This is a genomic window from Streptomyces sp. SX-6 (assembly GCF_059089585.1).
In genome coordinates, this window is record NZ_JBTHHU010000001.1 from 321,986 (window position 1) to 343,198 (window position 21,213).

Annotated in this window: 20 protein-coding genes and 1 pseudogene; 4 read left to right on the forward strand and 17 right to left on the reverse strand. The window is 70.1% G+C overall.

The annotated features are described in order from the left end of the window. Window positions 1-22: 22 nt before the first annotated feature. Both ACV530_RS01615 and ACV530_RS01620 read left to right on the forward strand, forming a co-directional pair. Window positions 23-868, forward strand: coding sequence for a siderophore-interacting protein (locus tag ACV530_RS01615; RefSeq protein WP_494330346.1), 846 nt, complete (start codon window positions 23-25; stop codon window positions 866-868). A 124-nt stretch (window positions 869-992) separates the two neighbouring features. Continuing rightward, window positions 993-1,919: a hypothetical protein gene (locus tag ACV530_RS01620; RefSeq protein ID WP_494330347.1), complete on the forward strand. Its 927-nt coding sequence runs from the start codon at window positions 993-995 to the stop codon at window positions 1,917-1,919. Window positions 1,920-1,928: 9 nt separating this feature from the next. On the opposite strand, the gene ACV530_RS01625 is transcribed toward ACV530_RS01620, so the two are convergent. From ACV530_RS01625 to ACV530_RS01675, 11 genes are all read right to left on the reverse strand, one after another. Further along, a complete protein-coding gene (locus ACV530_RS01625; protein ID WP_494330348.1) occupies window positions 1,929-4,733 on the reverse strand; it encodes a DEAD/DEAH box helicase in 2,805 nt (934 codons plus the stop codon). Between the two features lie 33 nt (window positions 4,734-4,766). Then, complete coding sequence (locus ACV530_RS01630; RefSeq protein ID WP_494330349.1) at window positions 4,767-5,669, reverse strand: diacylglycerol kinase; 903 nt, start codon at window positions 5,667-5,669, stop codon at window positions 4,767-4,769. 51 nt (window positions 5,670-5,720) lie between these two features. Then, window positions 5,721-6,680, reverse strand: coding sequence for a twin-arginine translocase subunit TatC (gene tatC / locus ACV530_RS01635; protein ID WP_494330350.1), 960 nt, complete (start codon window positions 6,678-6,680; stop codon window positions 5,721-5,723). 141 nt (window positions 6,681-6,821) lie between these two features. Continuing rightward, window positions 6,822-7,037, reverse strand: a complete 216-nt coding sequence (locus ACV530_RS01640) for a hypothetical protein (RefSeq protein ID WP_494330351.1) — start codon at window positions 7,035-7,037, stop codon at window positions 6,822-6,824. A 9-nt stretch (window positions 7,038-7,046) separates the two neighbouring features. Further along, complete coding sequence (locus ACV530_RS01645; RefSeq protein ID WP_494330352.1) at window positions 7,047-7,280, reverse strand: hypothetical protein; 234 nt, start codon at window positions 7,278-7,280, stop codon at window positions 7,047-7,049. Between the two features lie 8 nt (window positions 7,281-7,288). Further along, window positions 7,289-8,251 (reverse strand): helix-turn-helix transcriptional regulator, encoded by a 963-nt coding sequence (locus tag ACV530_RS01650; protein ID WP_494330353.1) that lies wholly within the window; start codon window positions 8,249-8,251, stop codon window positions 7,289-7,291. A 31-nt stretch (window positions 8,252-8,282) separates the two neighbouring features. Then, the gene (locus ACV530_RS01655) at window positions 8,283-9,275 is read right to left on the reverse strand and encodes a helix-turn-helix transcriptional regulator (RefSeq protein WP_494330354.1); all 993 of its coding nucleotides are present in this window, start codon (window positions 9,273-9,275) and stop codon (window positions 8,283-8,285) included. Between the two features lie 126 nt (window positions 9,276-9,401). Continuing rightward, the gene (locus ACV530_RS01660; protein ID WP_494330355.1) at window positions 9,402-9,776 is read right to left on the reverse strand and encodes an FKBP-type peptidyl-prolyl cis-trans isomerase; all 375 of its coding nucleotides are present in this window, start codon (window positions 9,774-9,776) and stop codon (window positions 9,402-9,404) included. A 59-nt stretch (window positions 9,777-9,835) separates the two neighbouring features. Beyond that, the gene (locus ACV530_RS01665; protein WP_494330356.1) at window positions 9,836-10,822 is read right to left on the reverse strand and encodes an FKBP-type peptidyl-prolyl cis-trans isomerase; all 987 of its coding nucleotides are present in this window, start codon (window positions 10,820-10,822) and stop codon (window positions 9,836-9,838) included. Window positions 10,823-10,941: 119 nt separating this feature from the next. After that, window positions 10,942-12,303 (reverse strand): Pup--protein ligase, encoded by a 1,362-nt coding sequence (pafA, locus tag ACV530_RS01670; protein ID WP_494330357.1) that lies wholly within the window; start codon window positions 12,301-12,303, stop codon window positions 10,942-10,944. A gap of 9 nt (window positions 12,304-12,312) precedes the next feature. Next, window positions 12,313-13,581, reverse strand: coding sequence for an MFS transporter (locus tag ACV530_RS01675; RefSeq protein WP_494330358.1), 1,269 nt, complete (start codon window positions 13,579-13,581; stop codon window positions 12,313-12,315). Between the two features lie 116 nt (window positions 13,582-13,697). Between ACV530_RS01675 and ACV530_RS01680 the strand changes: the two genes are divergently transcribed. After that, a complete protein-coding gene (locus tag ACV530_RS01680; protein ID WP_494330359.1) occupies window positions 13,698-14,759 on the forward strand; it encodes a LacI family DNA-binding transcriptional regulator in 1,062 nt (353 codons plus the stop codon). Window positions 14,760-14,786: 27 nt separating this feature from the next. Here ACV530_RS01680 and prcA read toward each other — a convergent pair whose 3' ends face one another. The 6 genes and pseudogenes from prcA to arc all read right to left on the reverse strand — a co-directional run bounded on the left by prcA (window position 14,787) and on the right by arc (window position 20,646). Further along, window positions 14,787-15,545 carry a proteasome subunit alpha gene (gene prcA / locus ACV530_RS01685; protein ID WP_494330360.1) on the reverse strand — a complete coding sequence of 253 codons (759 nt, stop codon included), beginning with the start codon at window positions 15,543-15,545 and terminating at the stop codon, window positions 14,787-14,789. 52 nt (window positions 15,546-15,597) lie between these two features. Further along, window positions 15,598-16,443: a proteasome subunit beta gene (gene prcB / locus ACV530_RS01690; protein ID WP_494330361.1), complete on the reverse strand. Its 846-nt coding sequence runs from the start codon at window positions 16,441-16,443 to the stop codon at window positions 15,598-15,600. Then, window positions 16,395-16,616 (reverse strand): annotated as a pseudogene (locus tag ACV530_RS01695) (endonuclease domain-containing protein); the annotation flags it as partial. The pseudogene ACV530_RS01695 and the gene prcB, both read right to left, overlap by 49 nt. A 48-nt stretch (window positions 16,617-16,664) precedes the next feature. Then, a complete protein-coding gene (locus tag ACV530_RS01700) occupies window positions 16,665-16,883 on the reverse strand; it encodes a ubiquitin-like protein Pup (protein ID WP_199893821.1) in 219 nt (72 codons plus the stop codon). Between the two features lie 155 nt (window positions 16,884-17,038). After that, window positions 17,039-18,550 (reverse strand): depupylase/deamidase Dop, encoded by a 1,512-nt coding sequence (dop, locus tag ACV530_RS01705; protein ID WP_494330362.1) that lies wholly within the window; start codon window positions 18,548-18,550, stop codon window positions 17,039-17,041. A 329-nt stretch (window positions 18,551-18,879) separates the two neighbouring features. Further along, window positions 18,880-20,646, reverse strand: coding sequence for a proteasome ATPase (arc, locus tag ACV530_RS01710; protein WP_494330363.1), 1,767 nt, complete (start codon window positions 20,644-20,646; stop codon window positions 18,880-18,882). 243 nt (window positions 20,647-20,889) lie between these two features. Here arc and ACV530_RS01715 point away from each other — a divergent pair, with 243 nt between their 5' ends. Then, the gene (locus ACV530_RS01715) at window positions 20,890-21,213 is read left to right on the forward strand and encodes a ferredoxin (protein ID WP_494330364.1); all 324 of its coding nucleotides are present in this window, start codon (window positions 20,890-20,892) and stop codon (window positions 21,211-21,213) included.

A 21,213-nucleotide genomic window follows, 5' to 3' on the forward strand; every position in this document is an offset into this window, starting at 1 on the left:
TATTTCCGTGGGGGAGACCGGCATGGCAGAGCGTCCCGTCCGCAAGAAGGCAGAGACCACGCGGGCACAGGTGATCCGCACCGAACGGCTCACTCCGCACATGATGCGGGTGGTCCTGGGCGGCGAGGGTCTCGCCGGCTTCGGCGCCGGCGAGCACACCGACCACTACGTCAAGCTGCTCTTCCCCGTGCCGGGCGTCGACTACCCCGAGCCGTTCGACATCGAGGCCGTACGCCGGGACATGCCGCGCGACCAGTGGCCCCGGACGCGGACGTACACCGTGCGCTCCTTCGACCGCGCGGTACGCGAGCTCGTGATCGACTTCGTCGTCCACGGCGACGAGGGCCTGGCCGGCCCCTGGGCACTGCACGCCGCACCGGGCGACGAGATCCTCATGCTCGGGCCCGGCGGCGGCTACTCCCCCGACCCGGCCGCCGACTGGCATCTGCTGGCCGGCGACGAGAGCGCGCTGCCCGCGATCGCCGCGTCGCTCGAGCGGATCGAGGCGGGGGCGACGGTGCGGGCCTTCGTCGAGGTCGCCGACGAGCGGGAGCGGCAGAAGCTGGACCTCGCGCCCGGCATCGAGGTCGTCTGGCTGCACCGTGACGGCTCCCCCGTGGGCGAGGCGCTGGTCGAGGCCGTACGTTCCCTCGAGTTCCCGTCCGGCGACGCCCAGGTCTTCGTCCACGGAGAAGCGGGCTTCGTGAAGGAGCTGCGCCGTCATCTGCGGATGGAGCGCGGGATTCCGCGCGAGCGGCTGTCGATCTCGGGCTACTGGCGCCGGGGTCACAACGAGGACGGCTGGCAGGCGTCCAAGCGCGAGTGGAACGAGCAGGTGGAGGCGGAGCAGGAAGGAGCTGCCGCCTGAGCCGAGGCGGCAGTATCGTCGCCGCATGCATCCTGCCCGGATATCTCTCGTTTGCCTGGCCGCGGCAACTCTCTTAATGGGCACCGCATGTGGGGCAACCACATACGCAGCCGACAGCACGGTCATGTACGCCGTCGAGAAGTCCGTCGAGCGCGGCGGTGACGCCGAGTTCACCGTGTCGGTCGAGGTTATCGGCACGGACGACCCGGACGACCTCGACTTCGACCGCGTCATCGTGGAATCGCCCGCGCTGGCCGGGAAACTGACGGTCGGCAAGGACGACTTCGGCCACAACAAGGCGGCTGACTTCGTCATCCAGCCCAAGGGCCAAGTGCGGTGCGACATGAAGCCGGGCATCTATCCGGTGACCGTCAAGAAGGGGAACGACAACAAGTCCGCCGCCTCCACCGAGCTGACGGTGACCTCCGGCACCGCTGCCCGTTGCAGCGCCAAGACCGTGGCGAGGCCGAAACCCGCCGCCGAACCAACGCACTTCACATCGATGGTGGAGCTGTCGGACATGGCGCGGGAGAAAGGACCTGAGTACCAGCGCGGCACCCAGGTCGCGTTCACCATCGGCGTCGACCGCTCCACGCTGGACGGCCACGACGGACTCTTCCTCGAGTCCCCCGCCTTCTCGGGCAGGGTCATGCGCAAGGCCGGGAGCTTCAACGCAGGCAAGAACAACGCCGTCTGGGCGGACCTCGCGGGCGTGGTCAACTGCGACATCAAGCCCGGCACCTACGCCGTGGACCTCACCGACGGCGACGGGGACTCCCCGCTGGCCTCCACCTCGTTCACCGTGGCGGAGAAACTGGACCCGCAGAATCGTGACTTCTGCAACGGCCCCCGCTCCTACCACGACCGCATCGACGAGACGAACGAGATGATCAAACCCGACCCCGAGACCCACGACGAGGGCCTGGGCGTCGGTGCGGTCGTCGGTATCGCGGCCGGCTCCGCCCTGGTCGCCGCCTCCGTCGCGGCGGGCGGCACCTATCTGGTGCTGAGGCGCCGCCGCCGCGGGGAAGGGGACGAAGAGGGCTGGTGAGCCCGGCTGTCAGCCCACGGACGAGTACGCCACGACGCCGCGCAGCAGACCGTCCACCGCCTTGCGCGCACTGCGCGCCACCGTGCTGCCGGCGGGTGCCGCGGCCGCGATCTGGCCCAGCACGTCGATGAGTTGCTTGCACCAGCGCACGAAGTCGCCCGCGGGCATCTCTATCTCGCGCAGCACCTCGTCGAGGCCGTGCCCCGACGCCCAGCGGTGGGCGGCCCAGGCGAAGCCGAGGTCCGGCTCGCGCTGGCCCACGCCCTCCGCCTGGTTGATCTTGTGGTCCTCCTCCAGTGCGTCCAGCCGGCCCCAGATGCGGACCATCTCGCCGAGCGCCGCCTTCGCCTCGTTCGAGGGCAGCTTCGGCGCTATCGCGTCATCGGCCGCCCGCGCCTCGTACACCAGCGCCGAGGCACAGGCCGCCAGGTCCGCCGGACCCAGGCCCTCCCAGATGCCCCCGCGCAGGCACTCGGAGGCGAGCAGGTCCAACTCGCCGTAGAGCCGCGCCAGTCGGTGACCGTGCTCGGTCACCTCGTCCCCGTGCAGGTAGCCGAGGTCGGTGAGCAACCGGCAGATGCGGTCGAAGGTCCGGGCGATGGTGTTCGTCCGCCCCTCGATGCGCCGCTCCAGCACACGCGTGTCCCGCTGCAGACGGTGGTAGCGCTCGGCCCAGCGGGCGTGGTCCTCGCGCTCGTCGCAGCCGTGGCACGGGTGCGCGCGGATCGCCGTGCGCAGCCGGGCGATCTCGGAGTCGTCGACGGCCGCCGAACGCGCCCGCTGGTGCCGCTCGGGCACGATGTGCCCGGCCTTCGTGCGCAGCGCGGAGGCCAGATCGCGCCGCGACTGCGGGCTGCGCGGATTGAAGGTACGGGGGATGCGCATCCGCTCCAGCGGCTCGACCGGCACCGGGAAGTCGATCGTGGCGAGCCGCTTGACCTGCCGCTCGGCGGTCAGGACCAGCGGGCGCGGGCCGTCGTGGGCGTCGTAGCCGCGGTGCCGGTCGCTGCGCCCGGGCAGCCCGGGGTCGAGCACCAGCGCGAGGCCGGCGAACTTGCCCGTCGGCACGTGGATGACGTCGCCCGGTCTGAGCTTCTCCAGCGCGGTCAGGGCGGCGGCCCGGCGCTGGGTCGCTCCCTGCTTCGCCAGATCGGTCTCGCGGTCCTTGAGCTCGCGGCGCAGCCGCGCGTACTCCTCGAAGTCGCCGAGGTGGCAGTCGATGGCCTCGCGGTATCCCGCCATGCCCTCCTCGTTGCGCTGCACCTGGCGGGAGATGCCGACGACCGACTTGTCCGCCTGGAACTGGGCGAAGGAGGTCTCCAGCAGCTCCCGCGAGCGGTGCCGGCCGAACTGCGCGACGAGGTTGACCGCCATGTTGTACGACGGCTTGAAGCTCGACCGCAGCGGATACGTCCGCGTGCCCGCCAGGCCCGCGAGCGCGCCCGGGTCCATGGCGCGCTGCCAGAGCACGACCGCGTGCCCCTCGACGTCGATGCCGCGCCGGCCGGCCCGGCCGGTCAGCTGGGTGTACTCGCCGGGCGTGATGTCGGCGTGGGTCTCGCCGTTCCACTTGACGAGCTTCTCCAACACCACGGAGCGGGCGGGCATGTTGATGCCCAGCGCCAGGGTCTCGGTGGCGAAGACCGCCTTGACCAGGCCCTTGACGAACAGTTCCTCGACAACCTCCTTGAAGGTCGGCAGCATGCCGGCGTGGTGCGCGGCGATGCCCCGCTCGAGGGCTTCCAGCCACTCGAAGTAGCCCAGGACGTGCAGGTCCTCGTCCGGGATCGCGGCCGTGCGCTCCTCGACGATCTCCCGCACCCTGCGGCGCGCCTCGTCGTCGTTGAGCCGCAGCCCCGCGTACAGGCACTGCTGGACGGCGGATTCGCAGCCCGCGCGGCTGAAGATGAAGGTGATGGCGGGCAACAGGCCCTCGGCGTCGAGGCGTTCGATGACCTCGACCCGGCTGGGGGTCCAGATCCTGGTGCGCTGGCGGCGCTCGCGTTCGCGGTCCGCCTCGCGCAGGTTCCTGCCGCGCCGCCCGCCCATGGGGCGGCTGTTCTCCATCCGGGCCAGGCGCACCAGGTCGGGGTTGACCTCGCGCCGGATGCCCTGCGGGCCGGTCTTCTCCTCGAAGAGGTCGTACATCCGGCGCCCGGCGAACACGTGCTGCCACAGCGGCACCGGACGGTGCTCGGAGACGATCACCTCGGTGTCGCCTCGCACGGTGTCCAGCCAGTCGCCGAACTCCTCGGCGTTGGAGACGGTGGCCGACAGGGAGACCAAAGTCACCGATTCGGGAAGGTGGATGATCACCTCTTCCCAGACGGCGCCCCGGAAGCGGTCGGAGAGGTAGTGCACCTCGTCCATCACCACATGGCCGAGGCCGAGCAGCGCCTGCGACCCGGCGTAGAGCATGTTGCGCAGCACTTCGGTGGTCATCACCAGCACCGGGGCATCCCCGTTGATGCTGTTGTCACCGGTCAGCAGGCCGACCCGGTCGGCGCCGTAGCGAGCGACGAGGTCGTTGTACTTCTGGTTCGACAGTGCCTTGATGGGGGTGGTGTAGAAGCACTTGCGGCCCTGGGTCAGGGCGAGGTGGACGGCGAATTCGCCGACGATCGTCTTTCCGGAGCCGGTCGGCGCGGCGACCAGCACTCCTTTTCCGGCCTCCAGGGCCTTGCAGGCCTCTATCTGGAAGGGGTCCAGCTCGAAGTCGTACATCTCGCGGAAGGGGGCCAGCGCGGTGGCCTGCTCCGCGGCGCGCTGCCGTGCCAGGGCATAGCGCTCAGCAGGGGACATGTCCTCGGTCATCTTGCCTACGAGCCTACCGGTGCCCTCGGACAGTCACCCGATCTTTATCCCGCTCAGCAGCCGCACGGCCCCTGGAACGGTCTCGGCGGTCAGCGGCAGCGGGCCGAGCGGCTCTCCGTCCGCGTATCCGGTGATGCCGTCGGCGGCGAGCGTGACGCGTGCGGCCCGGTGCGTGGTGACGAGGGGATGGCCGAGATGCGTCCCCCGGTAGACCTTCGGGAAGACGCCGAGCAGGGTCGTCCGGCTGCAGGGGCCGACGACCGTGATGTCGAAGAGGCCGTCGTCGGGGCGGGCGTCCCCGCAGATGCGCATGCCGCCGCCGTACGAACTGCCGTTGCCCACCGCGACCAGGGTGGCCTCGATCTCCTGCTCCGGTCCGTCGTCGAGCCGGATGCGGTACGGGATCGGCCGCAGCGCGGCGAGTTCGGCGAGCAGGGCCACGTTGTAGCGCGCCCGCCCGCGCGGGAAGCGCAGCCGGTTGCCCCGGTCGTTGACGCGGGAGTCGAGGCCGGAGGCGAGCACGGTGCCGAACCAGGTGCCGTTGACCCGGCCCAGGTCGATCTCGCGCCCGCCGTCCCCCTTGAGCGACCCGGCGATGACGCGGGCCGCCGCCACCGGGTCCCGTACGGGCAGCCCGCACGCGCGCGCGAAGTCGTTGCCGGTGCCGACGGCCACCACGCCCAGCGGGGTCGGCGTCCCGGCGACCGCCTGGAGGGCGAGAGAGGTCATGCCGTCCCCGCCGACGGCTATCAGCGCACCGGTCCCGCCGGCCACCGCCTCCCGGGCCCGCCGCAGCGCGTCGGCGGCGTCCACGCCCAGGACCGTACGGACCGAGTGGCCCGCGGCGCGCAGCACCCGGGCCGCGGGCAGCGCCGCACGGGCGCCGCGGCCGCGGCCCGCGGTGGGGTTGACGAAGAGCGTGATGTCGCTGGTCACGCGCCGGACCCTATCGGCACCCGCCCGGGGGCGGGGCCGTGGGGCACCGGATCACGTCACGTCGTCGTAGCCGCCCCGGCGGTTCTCCGTCCGTTCCGTCCGCTCGGTCCGCTGCGTCCCCTCCTGGAGGGCGGGCATCGGCTCGACGTCGCCGAGGGCCTGGGGCGTCAGGTCGAGCGGCGCCGCCTCGTCGTCGGAGAGCAGCCGGTCGGGGTTGGCCCGCTCCTTGCGCTTGTCGTTGGCCATCGCGATGCCGGCGGCGACGAAGTACAGCAGGATCATCGGGCCGGCGAGGGCGAACATCGAGAACGGGTCCACGGTCGGCATCGCGAAGGCCGAGAAGACCGTGGCCCCCATGACCACGCCGCGCCACCAGCCCAGCATGCGGCGTCCCGTGATCAGACCGCCGAAGTTGAGCATCAGCAGCAGCAGCGGCAACTCGAAGGAGAAACCGAAGATCACCACGAGGCGGGTGATGAGGTCGATGAGGTCGCCGACGTCCAGCAGGTTGTCGACACCGACCGGGGTGAGGCCGATGAGCATCTTGGCGGCCGCGGGAAGGATCGTGTACGCGACCCAGCCGCCCGCCGCGAAGAGCGGCACACCGGCGGCGACGAAGCTCAGCGCGTACTTCTTCTCGTTGCGGTGCAGGCCGGGCGCGAGGAACGCCCACAGCTGGTACAGCCAGACAGGGCTGGACACCACGAGGGCGGCCACCAGGGACACCTTCACCGCCAGGGCGAACGATCCCGCGAGGCCCGAGATGGTGAGGTGGGCGCACTTCACGCCGTCGTCCGGCATCCGGTCGAACGAGAACTTGCAGCCGACCGCTTCCTGGATCGGGTGCTGGAAGATACCGATGATGCCCTTGTAGTTGAAGCCCGCCACAATGGCCACGATCACGATCGCGAGGGCGGCCTTCGCCAAACGGTTGCGCAGCTCACGGAGGTGTTCCGCAAGCGGCATCCGCCCCTCGGGGTCCTTCTCCTTCTTGCGGGCGGACTTCAGCAACCCACATCCCTATCTCGTGCGGCGGACGGCGCTGCGGCAGCGCTGCGTCGCGTGGTCGACGGCCTTGATCGTACGCATGGGGCCCGTACGGACACCCGCACCAGCCTACCGCCCGGTCATCGGCCCCGGCGGGGGCCGTGGTCAGTCCTGGCGCAGCGTCTGCGCGGCCTGCGCCGCCTGGGCGGCGAGCGGGACGGCGGCCCGCTCGAGGTCCTCGGCGGCGCGGGTGATCCGCGACGAGCTGTTCGCGACCTGGCGGGCCAGCCGACGCGTCTCGGTCAGGACGCGCGCGGCGAGCACCCCGAGCACGGCGATGCCGAGGAAGCCGAGGGCGACGGCCAGCATGGGGAAGAGCATGACAGGAACCTACAGGTGCAGCCGCAGCGTGCGCACACCGCCGCCGGTCAGCAGCTCGACGATGCGATCGCCGGCCGGCTTGCGGACCGCGGAGCCGCAGTCGGGGCAGGTGAAAGAGTAGAAGGTGGTGCGACTGCTGGCCCCGATCGCCAGCCGCAGCGCCTCCGCGGCCAGCTCGAAGCTGCCCCGGCAGTCGGGGCAGGCCGCCTTGAAGACCGCGTCCTGGGTGGTCGTCGCATCCATCACCGCCCTCACTCCCCGTACGCCGCGAGGGCGGCGTTGGCCGTCTCCCGGGCGCTGTCGGCGAGCTCGGGCGGCGAGACGATCCGGCCGTCGCGGCCGAGGCGCAGCGCCAGCCTGCGCAGGGAGGCCGGGTCGGGTGTCCGCAGCGTGATGCGCAGCCCGCCCTCGGGCAGCTCCTCGGCGCGGTCGTGCGGGTAGTACTCGGCGACCCAGCGTCCGCCGGGGCCGACCTCGACGACCACCTCGGGGTCCTCCGCGGCGGGCTGCACCAGCCCGGCCGACAGGTCGCGCAGTTCGACGGGCGGCGGGTCGGACGGTTCGTCGAGGAGCCGGATCTCGGCCACCCGGTCGAGGCGGAAGGTGCGCCGGGCCTCGGACAGCCGGCACCAGGCCTCCATGTAGGTGTGGCCGACGGCGAACAGCCGGATGGGGTCGACCTCGCGCTCGGTGAGCTCGTCGCGCGCGGGCGAGTAGTAGCGGACCCACAGCCGTCGCCGCTCGGAGATGGCCCGGTCGACGTCGGCGAAGACGCCGCCCTCGGACTCGAAGGTGACCGAGAGCCGGGAGCTGGCCCCGGCCGCCTCGCCGGCCGCCGCCTCGATCTTGGCGGTGGCGCGGACGAGCGCCTGCCGGTCGCCCTCGCGCAGCCCGGGCAGGGTGGCGACCGCGCGGGCGGCCACGAGCAGGGCGGTGGCCTCGTCGGCGGCGAGCCGCAGCGGTTCACCGGTGCTGGTGCCGGACGCGTCGGGGTTGTGCCACCAGATGCGGTCGCCGTCGGTGTCGATGTCGAGCAGGTCCCCGCCGCGGAAGCTGGTGCCGCACATCGGCAGGACGTCGAGGTCGCCGATCAGCTCGTCCTCGGTGATGCCGAAGGCGCGCGCCACGTCGGCGACGCGGGCGCCGGGGCGCTCGCGCAGATAGGTGACCAGCGACAGCATCCGCCGGGTCTGGTCGATGGCGTTGGTGGCCATGAGAAGTCGGTCCCGTTCCCCTTCTGCCCTGTCAGCCCTTGGCCACGGCGCGCAGCCGGTCGAGTACGTCGGCCCGCAGCTCGGCGGGTTCGAGCACGAGCACGTCGGGGCCGAACTCGACGAGCCAGGCGTCCAGCCCGTGCCCGTACGGAATCTCCAATTCGTCCCAGCCGTCGCCGAGTTCGCGGACGGCGAGGGCGCGGGAGCGCAGCGGGTAGCCGTGCCCGGCCCGCACCCTGACGCGGGCGGTGCCGGTGGCCGTCTCGCCGGCCCAGCTCTCCACCGTCTCCCGCACCGTGACGTGGTCGGGCACCGGGGCGGTGAAGGGCAGGGCGCGGGAGCGGACCCTGCCGGTGATCCGGGAGAGCCTGAAGACGCGCTCGGCCTTGCGGTCGCGGTCCCAGCCCGCGAGGTACCAGTGCCCGCGCCAGCACTCCAGGGTCCAGGGCTCGACCTGCCGCGTCTCCGGGCGGGCGGCGTTGGCCTTGCGGTAGTCGAAGACGACGGGCCGGCGGTCGCGGGCGGCGAGCATCAGCGGCTCGAAGGCCGCCTCGTGGACGGGGATGTGCGTCTCGAGGGCGCTCTGGCCGGCCCCGTACGGGTCCTCGGTCAGCGGCATCCCGGCGGCGCGCAGCTTCTGCAGTGCGCCGCTGGCGGCAGCGGCGAGGCGGGCCTGCTGCCAGACCTTGGCGGCGAGGCCGAGCGCGGCGGCCTCCTCGGCGTCGAGGGCGATCGGGGGGAGGCGGTTGCTGTCGCGGCGGGCGAGATAGCCGGTGTCGCCGTCGACGCTCTCCACGGTCTCGATGATCAGGCCGAGCTCGCGGAGGTCTTCCTTGTCGCGCTCGAACATCCTGTTGAAGGCGTCATCGCTGCCGCCCTGGGCGACCGGCGCGCCGCCGACGGGCCCGAAGGCTTCGAGGTACGCCTCGATGGAGTTCCGCAGCTCCCTCTTGCTGAGCGGACGGCGCGTCCCCAGCAGGCACAGCGCCAGATTCATCAGCCGCTCGGCCTTGGCAATCGCCATCGACGCCCTCTCGCCCTCTCCTCGTGTTGTTTCAACCGATGACCGTACCGTCCACCGGTCACACGGCAAAAGCCGAGGGCCCGCACGCACATGCGCACGGGCCCTCTCGCCTTCGGGTACGAAGGCTCAGACGCCCATCAGGTCGCAGACGAAGATGAGGGTCTCGCCCGGGGCGATCACGCCGCCGCCGGCGCCGCGCTCGCCGTAGGCGAGGTGGGCGGGGATGGTCAGCCGACGGCGGCCGCCGACCTTCATGCCCTGGATGCCCTTGTCCCAGCCCGTGATGACCTGGCCGGCGCCCAGCTTGAACTCGAGCGGGTTGCCACGGTTCCAGCTCGCGTCGAACTCCTCACCGGTGGAGAAGGCGACGCCGACGTAGTGGACCTTCACGAAGTCCCCCGCCTTGGCGACGGCGCCGTCACCCTCCCAGAGGTCGACGATCTCGAGGTCGGCCGGGGGCTGGCCCTCCGGAAAGTCGATCTCCGGCTTCTCAATGCTCACGTAAGTGCTCCTACGAACGAGGTCTTTCGGACAACCGTGCAATTCTGGCAGACGGCCGGTCAGACCTTGCCGACGATGTCCACGAGGAAGACGAGCACGGCACCCTTGGGGATGCTGCTGCCCTGCGGCGGGTTGTCGCCGTAGGCCATGGCGGCCGGGATGACCAGCTCGACCCGGTCCCCCACGTGCTTGCCGACGAGGCCCTTGTCCCAGCCCGGGATGACCGAACCGACGCCGATCTGGAAGGCGGTGGCGCCCGGCGGGTTGTGGTCCCAGGACGAGTCGAACTTCTTGCCGCCGTCCCACGTCACACCGGTGTACTGGGCGATCAGCCCGTCACCGGTCTTGACCTCGGGGCCGTTGCCCTTGATCAGCACCTGCTGCTTGAGGTCGGACGGCGCCTTCTCGCCCTTGGGCATGGTGATCTCGGCGGCCTTCTGCGGGACGGCCTTGACCTCCGGCATGCCCTGGTCCGGCTTGGCCTGGTCGCCCTTGGCCTCGGCCTTGGTGTCGACCTTCTGGGCCCCGACGATGTCGAGCACCCACAGGATGCCGTCCTCGGGGTTGAGCTGGCCCTGCGTGGCCTGGTCGCCGAGCATCGCCTTGACCGTGCCCTCGACCCGGACACGGGAGCCGACCTGCTGGCCCTCGAGGGCGTCGAGCACCTTGGGCGGCACCGGCTGGCCGTTCAACTGTCCCAGCTGCTGCACCGCCTGGCGGCGCACCCCGTCCGAGACCTGCGACTGCTGCGCCCACGACCCGTCGAAGGTCTTGCCGTCCTTTATGGTCTGCGCGGCATAGTCGGCGCGGACGAAGGCACCCTTCTCCACCTTCGGGCCCTTGCCCTCGGAGACCACGGTGACCTCGAGCTTGTCCGTCGCCTTGGCCCCCTTGGGCACGGAGATCGAGGGCTTCTCGCCGAACTTGCCCTCGACCGAGATCTTGCCGGAGCCGCCGCTGTCGGACCCGCACGCCGCGGCGGTGAGCAGCAGGACGGGCACGGCCAGCGCCGCCGCCAGACGGCGCGCGTTCTTCGTGTGCTTCATGGAGTCCAACTCGGGCTAGGTGGCTGGGCAGTGCCCGCCACTCTACGGCCTGAGCCCCGCCGATCAACTCCGCCCGACACGGAGAGGCGCCGGATCCGGCGAAACCGGCGCGTTCCCCATCACATTCCGGCGATGAGCTTTTCCACCCGGTCGTCGACCGACCGGAACGGGTCCTTGCACAACACGGTGCGCTGCGCTTGGTCGTTGAGCTTGAGGTGCACCCAGTCGACCGTGAAATCCCGGCGCTGTTCCTGTGCACGGCGGATGAAATCCCCGCGCAGCCGAGCCCGTGTGGTCTGCGGAGGCACCGACTTGCCCTCGAAAATCTTCAGGTCATTGCACACCCGGGCTGCCTGGCCGCGCCGTTCGAGCAGGTAGTAAAGACCCCGGCGGCGGTGGATGTCGTGGTAGGCCAGGTCTATCTGCGCGACCCTCGGGTGCGACATGGTGATGTTGTTCTTCGCCCGGTACCGCTCGATGAGCTGGTACTTCATCACCCAGTCGATCTCGGTGGAGATCCGGTCGAGGTCCTCGTCCCGGATGGCCTCCAGAGAACGGCCCCACAGCTCCAGCACACGCTCGACGGTGCCCGTACGGATGCCGCGGCGCTCGCAGAAGTCCAGGGCCTTCTCGTAGTACTCCTGCTGGACCTCGAGCGCGGACGCCTCGCGCCCGCTCGCCAGCCGCACCTTGCGCCGGCCCGTTATGTCGTGGCTGACCTCCCGGATGGCCCGGATCGGGTTCTCCAGGGTCAGGTCGCGCATCACGGTGCCGGCCTCGATCATGCGCAGCACGAGATCGGTGGCGCCGACCTTGAGCAGCATCGTGGTCTCGGACATGTTGGAGTCGCCGACGATGACATGGAGCCGGCGGTAGCGCTCGGCGTCGGCGTGCGGCTCGTCCCGTGTGTTGATGATCGGGCGCGAGCGGGTGGTGGCGGAACTGACGCCCTCCCAGATGTGCTCGGCGCGCTGGCTGACGCAGTAGACCGCGCCGCGCGGGGTCTGGAGGACCTTCCCGGCGCCGCAGAGCAGCTGCCGGGTGACCAGGAACGGGATGAGGATGTCCGCGAGACGGGAGAACTCCCCGTGTCTGGCGACGAGATAGTTCTCGTGGCAGCCGTAGGAGTTCCCCGCCGAATCGGTGTTGTTCTTGAAGAGATAGACGTCGCCCGCGATTCCCTCCTCGTGCAGGCGGCGTTCGGCATCGACGAGCAGGCCCTCGAGAATGCGCTCGCCCGCCTTGTCGTGGGTGACCAGTTCGGTCACGTTGTCGCACTCGGGAGTTGCGTATTCCGGGTGCGAGCCCACATCGAGGTAGAGGCGGGCACCGTTGCGCAGGAAGACATTGCTGCTGCGGCCCCAGGAAACGACACGGCGGAAGAGGTAGCGCGCCACTTCGTCAGGCGACAGTCGGCGCTGTCCCCTGAACGTGCACGTGACGCCGTACTCGTTCTCCAGCCCGAAAATGCGGCGGTCCATGCCTGAACACTACGCCTGATGCCCCGCCGTGAAACCGGGTTCGACCGCACCGCTTCGATCATTTTCCGACCGCGCCACGACCTCCGACGGAGCCTCCTCGACGCGCATGGCGCCGCGGGCCAGGACGAGCACGAGCAGGCCCGCGAACCCGCTGCACACCGCGACCGTGAACCCCGCGGTGACACCGGCCCATTCGACGGCCGGGCCCGCGAAGGCGGTGCCGAGGGCGGCGCCCACGCCGAAGGACGTCACCAGCCAGGAGAAGGCCTCGGTGACCGTGCCGCGCAGCGCGTGCCGGTCGACGACGACGAACGCACAGGCCAGCGACGGGGCCAGGAAGACACCGGCCACACCGGCCAGCACCGTCATCAGCACGGTGCCCGGGACCAGCAGCAGCGGCAGGTAGCAGATCGCGAGCCCGGTGACGAGCAGCCGCAGCCGCTTCTCGGGGGTACCGGCCCACTGGCGGGCGCCGTAGATCGTGCCGCCGACGAAGGCGCCCACGCCCAGCGCGGAGAGCAGATAGCCGGCGACCTCGTCGCCGCCGTGATCGCCGCCGTAGGCGACCGCCGCCAGGGCGATCGAGCCCAGCGCCGAGCCTATGCAGAAGAACGCACCGAGCAGCACGAGCAGGCCGCGCGAGCGCAGCGCGCCCAGCCAGTGCGCGTCGCGGGGCTCACTGCGCCACTGCCGCGAGGGCGCCGAGGTGACGACCGCGAGGGCGCCGAGGACGCCGAGCAGGTTGATGACGTACAGCGCGGCGGCCGGGGACCAGCCGGCCACGAGCCAGGTGATGATCAAGGGGCCGACGACGTACATGACCTCCTGCGCGATGGCATCGAGGGAGTACGCGGCGTGGATCTTGGACTCGTCCTTCAGGACGGCCGGCCACAGGGCCCGCAGCCCGCCCTCGAGCGGGGGCGTGAAGAAGCCGGACACGATCATGGCCACATAGGCCACCGCCACCGGCTCCAGGCCGACGACGGCGAAGAGGGACATGCCCAGCGCCGCCAGGGCGGCCGAGGGCAGCATCACCCGGGGCTGGCCGTACAGGTCGACGGCCCGGCCGAGCAGCGGCTGGCCCACGGCGTTGGCCACGCCGTAGACGGCCGACAGGGCGCTGGCGAGGGCGAGGCTGCCGCCCTGGGCCCGTACGAAGAGCACGATCGCCAGCGCTGCCGTGGCGTTGGGCAGCCGCCCAACGAGGGTGCCCACGAGCAATCGTGCCGCGTGCCGCGTCCTGAGCATCGCGCCGTATCCGGATCCGGCCGCCGCCATCTTCCGTTTCCGCCTCTCGGTTTTACGTATAACGTTCGACGTTATACGTAGCATGACGACAAGCTCACGGTCCAACCGTGATGCTTCAGGCTTCATGTCGAAGGGGCGGAGGGGCCGTGACCGAAGTCGAGCGCGGCAAGAGGCGTTGGCCCACGGTCCGGGGGACGCACGCGGCACCCGCGCGGGCCACCAGCCGGGACGTGGCCCGGGCGGCCGGTGTCTCCCAGGCGACCGTCTCGCTCGTGATGGGCGAGAAGTGGCGGGGCCGGGTCTCGGAACAGCGGGCCGAGGCCGTGCGCTCGGCCGCGCGCGAGCTCGGTTACCGGCCCAATCGGGCGGCCCGCGACCTGCGGCTGGGCCGCGCGAGGACCGCGCTGCTCGTGGTGCCCGCGCTGACCAACGAATTCTTCGCCCGGGTCTACGCGGGCGCGGCCCGCGTCGCGGGCGAGCACGGGGTCGGCGTCCTGCTGTACCCGTCCCTCGAGGGGGCCGGTCCGGCCCGGGACCCCTTCGCCTCGGCCCGGGCGACGCTCGACGGCGTCATCGCCTCCTCGATGGCGGCCGACGCGCTGGCCGACCTCCGCGAGGGCGGCCTCCCCCTGGTGATGCTCGACAGCGACCCCGAGCGGACCGGGGCGGCGGCCACGGTCAACTTCGACATCGCCGACGGGATGCGGCAGGTCACGGAGCACCTGCTCGCGCTCGGCCACCGGCGCTTCGCGCATCTCGCGGCCGACGTCGACTCGTGGACGTTCCGGGTACGGGCCGACTCACTGGCCGGGGCACTGCGGGGCGTCCCGGACGCGGAGGTGGTACGGACCGAGGCCGCCGCGCTGGACGTGGCGGCCGGCCGCGAGGCGGCCGAGCGCGCCCTCACCGGCCCCTGGCCGCGCCCCACGGCGCTGATCTGCGACGACGACATCCTGGCGGCGGGTGCATGCAAGGCCGCGCGACGGCTCGGGCTCCGGGTGCCCGGTGATGTCTCCGTGACGGGCTTCGACGACCTCTCGCTGGCGACGGCCGTCGATCCCGAGCTGACCACGGTCCGGCTGCCGGCGGAAGCGGTGGGAGAGGCGGGGATGCGGGCGTTGATGGGTGTGCTCGACGAACTGCCCACGGAAGCAACGATGTTGCCAGTGGAGCTGGTGACGCGGGGGTCGACGGGCCGGGCCGCGTAACGGCTCCGCCCCGCCGACCCCGCGTCCTCACTCCTCGGTGCTCTCCTCGCCCGGCTCCGGCTCCTCCTCCGTGGCGGGACCCGTGCCCTCCTCACCCAGCAGGCGCGAGAGCTGCCGCCCCAACAGCCGCTTGAACTTGCGCTGTTGGGGGCGCGTGCGGTCCAGGACCGCGACCTCGAGCTGCTCGGCGGTCAGGGTGCGCTCGGTGCCGTTGGTGTCGCGGGCGAGCGACTCGACGGCGAGCTTGAGCGCCTCGGAGAGCGTCATCCCGTCCCGGTGGCGCTGGCCGAGATAGCTGCTGATCTGATCGGCGTTGCCGCCGACCGCGACCGAACCGTGCTCGTCGACGATCGAACCGTCGTGGGGCAGCCGGTAGATCTGGTCGTCCTCGGGGCCCGCCCCGACCTCGGCGACGATCAGCTCGACCTCGTACGGCTTCTCGCCCGCGCTCGAGAAGATGGAACCGAGCGTCTGCGCATAGACATTGGCAAGGCCACGCGCCGTGACATCATCACGGTCGTACGTATAGCCGCGCAGATCGGCATAGCGCACCCCGCCGATGCGCAGGTTCTCGAACTCGTTGTACTTGCCGACCGCGGCGAACGCGATGCGGTCGTAGATCTCGCTGACCTTGTGCAGCGCACGGGACGGGTTCTCGGCGACGAAGACCACGCCGTCGTTGTACTGGAGCACCACGACGCTGCGGCCGCGCGCAATGCCTTTGCGGGCGTACTCGGCACGGTCGGCCATGGCCTGCTGGGGTGAGACATAGAACGGCGTCGACACCGGCTATCCGTCCCTTTCTGTCAGTGGCGAATGCATTCCAAGAAGCCCCGGGCTAGAGCAGCGCGGCCCGCGGCCCGTCCGGCTCCTCGAGCCGCCGCTCGTGGATGGCCCGGACGATCTCGGAGCACTCGGCCTCGGTGAGCCTCCGGAATCCCTCATCGGTGATGACGGTGATGATCGGGTAGATACGGCGCGCGAGATCGGGCCCGCCGGTCGCCGAGTCGTCGTCGGCGGCGTCGTACAGCGCCTGGGCGACCAGGGTGGTGGCCTGCCCCTCCGTCAGGTCGTCGCGGAAGAGCTTCTTCATCGCTCCGCGCGCGAAGATCGAACCGGAGCCGGTGGCCGAGAAGCCGTACTCCTCGGAACGCCCGCCGGTTACATCGTAGGAGAAAATACGGCCCTTCTGACGGTCCACATCCCAGCCCGCGAAGAGCGGCACCACGGCCAGGCCCTGCATGGCCATGCCGAGGTTGCCGCGGATCATGGTGGAGAGCCGGTTGGCCTTGCCCTCCAGCGAGAGCTGAGCCCCCTCGACCTTCTCGAAGTGCTCCAGCTCCAGCTGGAAGAGCTTGACCATCTCCACGGCCAGCCCCGCGGTGCCGGCCATGCCGACGGCCGAGTACTCGTCCGTCGGGAAGACCTTCTCGATGTCGCGCTGCGCGATGACATTGCCCATCGTCGCCCGCCGGTCGCCCGCCAGCACCACACCGCCGGGGAACGTCGTCGCGACGATGGTCGTGCCGTGCGGGATCTCCATCGCGCCCGGGACGGAGGGCAACTGCCGCTTGCCGGGCAGCAGGTCCGGCTGGTGCCCGGCGAGGAACTCCACGAACGAGGAGGAGCCCGGCGTCAGGAAGGCAGCTGGTAGACGCCCGATGCTACGAGGGTTGGCTTCCACGGGTTTCCTTCCGGATACGCGATGGCTCGGCGCATCGCACCGACATCGTCTCTCAACAGTCCCAGTCCGGTGTTGCAGTTGAAACACAGAACACCACGGACCCTATCGGTCTCGTGACAATGATCCACATGCCCTGCAGGGGCCCGCGGGCAGATACAGCAGACACCCATCTGCCGCCACTCACCCCACCCTTTCACCTTCGATGCGAAGGCAAAGCCGACCTACTGGCCGCCCTTCTGAACGAAGGACCGCACGAAGTCCTCGGCGTTCTCCTCGAGGACGTCATCGATCTCGTCCAGCACCGAATCCACGTCGTCCGACAGCTTCTCGTGCCGTTCCTTGAGGTCCTCGGAAGCCTGCGCTTCCTGCGCCTGCTCCTCGACCTCCTCTGTCGAGCGCGTGGCCTTCTGCTGCCCGCCGCCGGTGTCCTTGGTCGCCATACCCCTCACCCCGCTCGGTTCGACGTACAAGATCGGACGTACACCTTCAGACCCTACAAGCAGGGTCCGACATCGGCCCCGTACTTGCCTGTACTTGCTGGAACGTCCCGGGACCATGGTGATGATTCCCGGAACGGGGTCTTCCCAGACTCTTGTCAGCCCCCGGACAAAACCCTCACCAGGTCCTCCGCCGTGCGGCAGCGGTCCAGGAGCTCCTTGACGTGGTTGCGCGTGCCCCGCAGGGGCTCCAGCGTGGGCACCCGTTGCAGGGAGTCACGGCCGGGGAGATCGAAGATGACCGAGTCCCAGGACGCGGCCGCCACGTCGTCCGCGTACTGCTCGAGACAGCGGCCCCGGAAGTAGGCGCGGGTGTCCTCGGGCGGTGCCGTACGGGCGCGGGCCACCTCGTCCTCGTCGAGCAGGCGCTTCATCCTGCCGCGGGCCGCGAGGCGGTTGTAGAGGCCCTTCTCCGGCCGGACGTCCGCGTACTGCAGGTCGACGAGGTGCAGGCGGGCCGCGTCCCAGTCCAGGCCGTCGCGGCGGCGGTAGCCCTCCAGGAGCTCGCGCTTGGCCACCCAGTCCAGCTCGCCGGCCAGGCTCATCGGGTCGTGCTCGAGCCGGTTCAGCACGTCCTCCCAGCGCGCGAGGACATCCTTGGTCTGCTCGTCCGCGTCGGCGCCGAAGCGGTCCTCCACGTGTTTGCGGGCCAGCTCGCAGTACTCCATCTGCAACTGCACCGCCGTCAGCGTCCGGCCGCTGCGCAGGGTGACCAGCCGCCGCAGCGTGGGGTCGTGGCTGATCCGGTGGAGCGTGCGGACGGGCTGGTCGACGGCGAAGTCGGTGGAGATGAAGCCGTCCTCGATCATGGACAGCACCAGGGAGGTGGTGCCGAGCTTGAGGTAGGTGGAGATCTCCGAGAGGTTGGCGTCGCCGATGATGACGTGCAGCCTGCGGTACTTCTCGGCGTCGGCGTGCGGCTCGTCGCGGGTGTTGATGATGGGCCGCTTCAGGGTGGTCTCGAGGCCGACCTCGACCTCGAAGTAGTCGGCGCGCTGGCTGATCTGGAAGCCGTGCTCGCGGCCGTCCTGCCCGATGCCCACCCGCCCCGCCCCGGTGACCACCTGGCGGGAGACGAAGAAGGGCGTCAGGTGGCGCACGATGTCCGAGAAGGGGGTCTCCCGCTTCATCAGGTAGTTCTCGTGGGTGCCGTAGGAGGCGCCCTTGTTGTCGGTGTTGTTCTTGTACAGGTGGATCGGCTGGGCGCCCGGCAGCTGGGCGGCGCGCTCGGCCGCCTCCGCCATGATGCGCTCCCCCGCCTTGTCCCACAGGACGGCGTCGCGGGGGTTGGTGACCTCCGGGGAGCTGTACTCGGGATGGGCATGGTCCACGTACAGCCGCGCGCCGTTGGTGAGGATGACGTTGGCGAGGCCGATGTCCTCGTCGGTGAGCTGGCTGGCGTCCGCGGCCTCGCGGGCGAGGTCGAAACCACGGGCGTCCCTCAGCGGGTTCTCCTCCTCGAAGTCCCAGCGGGCACGTCGTGCCCGGTGCATCGCGGCCGCATAGGCGTTGACGATCTGGGACGAGGTGAGCATGGCATTGGCGTTCGGGTGACCGGGGACGGAGATCCCGTACTCCGTCTCGATGCCCATTACTCGCCGTACGGTCATGCGGCCCTCCTTGCCCGGCGGCGCCCCCTGGTGGGTTCGGCGCTCAAGTACCGCTGCGCATCCGGTCCGTGTCCGGTCTCCGATCCCCCACAGCGCTTCGCGGTGGTACCGAAGAGCCTAGAACGGCTTTGCGGCGGTGGGGAGATCATTACAGTCATTGCTCCGGTTCGTGGCGCTGCGAATTTTCCTGGCGATTTCCTGGCGTTTCCTCGGCGACCTTGGCGCAAAACGCGATGCGGAACACGGTGCAAAACGAGTCCGGCTGCGGAGCCCCCGCCGGACCCCGCCACAAGGCGGGGACGAGGGACGTCCGCAGCCGGACGGCGGTGTTACAGGTACTGGCCGGTATTGGCCACGGTGTCGATGGAGCGGCCGGTGTCCGCGCCCTGCTTTCCGGTGACGAGGGTGCGGATGAAGACGATCCGCTCGCCCTTCTTTCCGGAGATGCGGGCCCAGTCGTCCGGGTTGGTGGTGTTGGGCAGGTCCTCGTTCTCCTTGAACTCGTCGACGCAGGCGGCGAGCAGGTGGGAGACGCGCAGGCCCTTCTGGTTGTGGTCGAGGAAGGCCTTGATGGCCATCTTCTTGGCCCGGTCCACGATGTTCTGGATCATCGCGCCGGAGTTGAAGTCCTTGAAGTAGAGGACTTCCTTGTCACCGTTGGCATAGGTGACCTCCAGGAAGCGGTTCTCCTCGGACTCCGCGTACATCTGCTCCACCACCGACTGGATCATGCCCTCGATGGTCGCCCCGGCGTCGCCGCCGTGCTCGGCGAGGTCGTCGGCGTGCAGCGGCAGGGTCCGGGTCAGGTACTTGGAGAAGATGTCCTTGGCGGCCTCCGCGTCCGGACGCTCGATCTTGATCTTCACATCGAGCCGGCCGGGCCGCAGGATCGCGGGGTCGATCATGTCCTCGCGGTTGGAGGCGCCGATGACGATGACGTTCTCCAGGCCCTCCACACCGTCGATCTCGGAGAGCAGCTGCGGGACGATGGTGTTCTCCACGTCCGAGCTGACGCCGGATCCACGGGTGCGGAAGAGGGAGTCCATCTCGTCGAAGAAGACGATGACGGGCGTGCCTTCGCCGGCCTTCTCCCGGGCGCGCTGGAAGATCAGCCGGATGTGCCGCTCGGTCTCGCCGACGTACTTGTTGAGGAGCTCCGGGCCCTTGATGTTGAGGAAGAAGCTCTTCCCCGCGGGCTTGCCGGTGACCTCCGCGACCTTCTTGGCAAGGGAGTTGGCGACGGCCTTGGCGATGAGCGTCTTGCCGCAGCCGGGGGGGCCGTAGAGCAGAACGCCCTTGGGCGGCCGGAGTTCGTGCTCCTTGAAGAGGTCGGGGTAGAGGTACGGGAGCTCGACCGCGTCGCGGATCAGCTCGATCTGGTTGCCCAGTCCGCCGATCTTCGTGTAGTCGATGTCCGGGACCTCTTCGAGGACGAGCTCCTCGACCTCGCTCTTCGGGATGACCTCGTAGACGTAGCCGGAGCGGGTCTCCAGCAGCAGGGCGTCGCCGGGGCGGATGGTGGTGTCCAGCAGCGGCTCGGCGAGCCTCACCACCCGTTCCTCGTCGGTGTGCCCGATGACCAGGGCCCGTTCGCCGTCCTCGAGGATCTCCTTGAGGGTGACGATGTCGCCGTGCCGCTCGAAGGCCATGGCCTCGACCACGTTGAGCGCCTCGTTGAGCATGACTTCCTGGCCGGGCCTGATCTCCTCGGGGTCGATGCTCGGGCTGACGTTCACCCGGAGCTTGCGGCCGCCGGTGAAGATGTCCACCGTGCCGTCGTCGTTCGTCTGGAGAAAGACGCCGAACCCGGCGGGCGGCTGGGCGAGCCGGTCGACCTCTTCCTTGAGGGCCACGATCTGGTCGCGGGCCTCGCGCAGGGTGTTGGCGAGCCGCTCGTTCTGAGCGGATACACCGGCCAGGTTGGTCTGGAGCTCGACGATCCGCTCTTCGAGAATCCTCGTGTGACGCGGAGAGTCGGCGAGCTTCCGCCGCAGGACGGCGATCTCCTGCTCGAGATAGGCAACCTGGCTGGCGGGGTCTTCCGTCCCTCGCCCGGGCCGGATGCCGCGGTTGATGTCGTCGTCGTGGGCTGCCACGGTCCTCACCTCCTCCAAGGGGAGCTGGACGCTTCCAGACCCTACCTGGGCCGGTGCAGGTTGAAACCCCTAGATCACAAACCCGGTCGGAGTGTGTCCGATCTTCACCCTTGCGCACGTCCTCACGGGAGGGGAATACCCACCCATCAACATCGGAAAGCGGGCGGTTGTATCGTCGAGTCGGTCAACACCCGTCAGTGCTGGCTCCAATTGGTTCACATAGGGAGAGGAACGGCAGGCGCGATGGCCGTGCAGAACGACGACAGCACCGAGGTTGCGGAGACGGCACCGGAGGAAGCCCTCGAGGTGTGGATCGACCAGGACCTGTGCACCGGTGACGGCATCTGCGCGCAGTACGCGCCCGAGGTCTTCGAGCTGGACATCGACGGTCTCGCGTATGTGAAGAGCGCCGATGACGAACTGCTGCAAGACAAGGGTGCCACCACTCCCGTGCCGCTGACGCTGCTGGCCGACGTCCGGGACTCGGCGAAGGAGTGCCCGGGCGACTGCATCCACGTGCGCCGCGTCGCGGACAAGGTCGAGGTCTACGGACCCGACGCCGCGTGA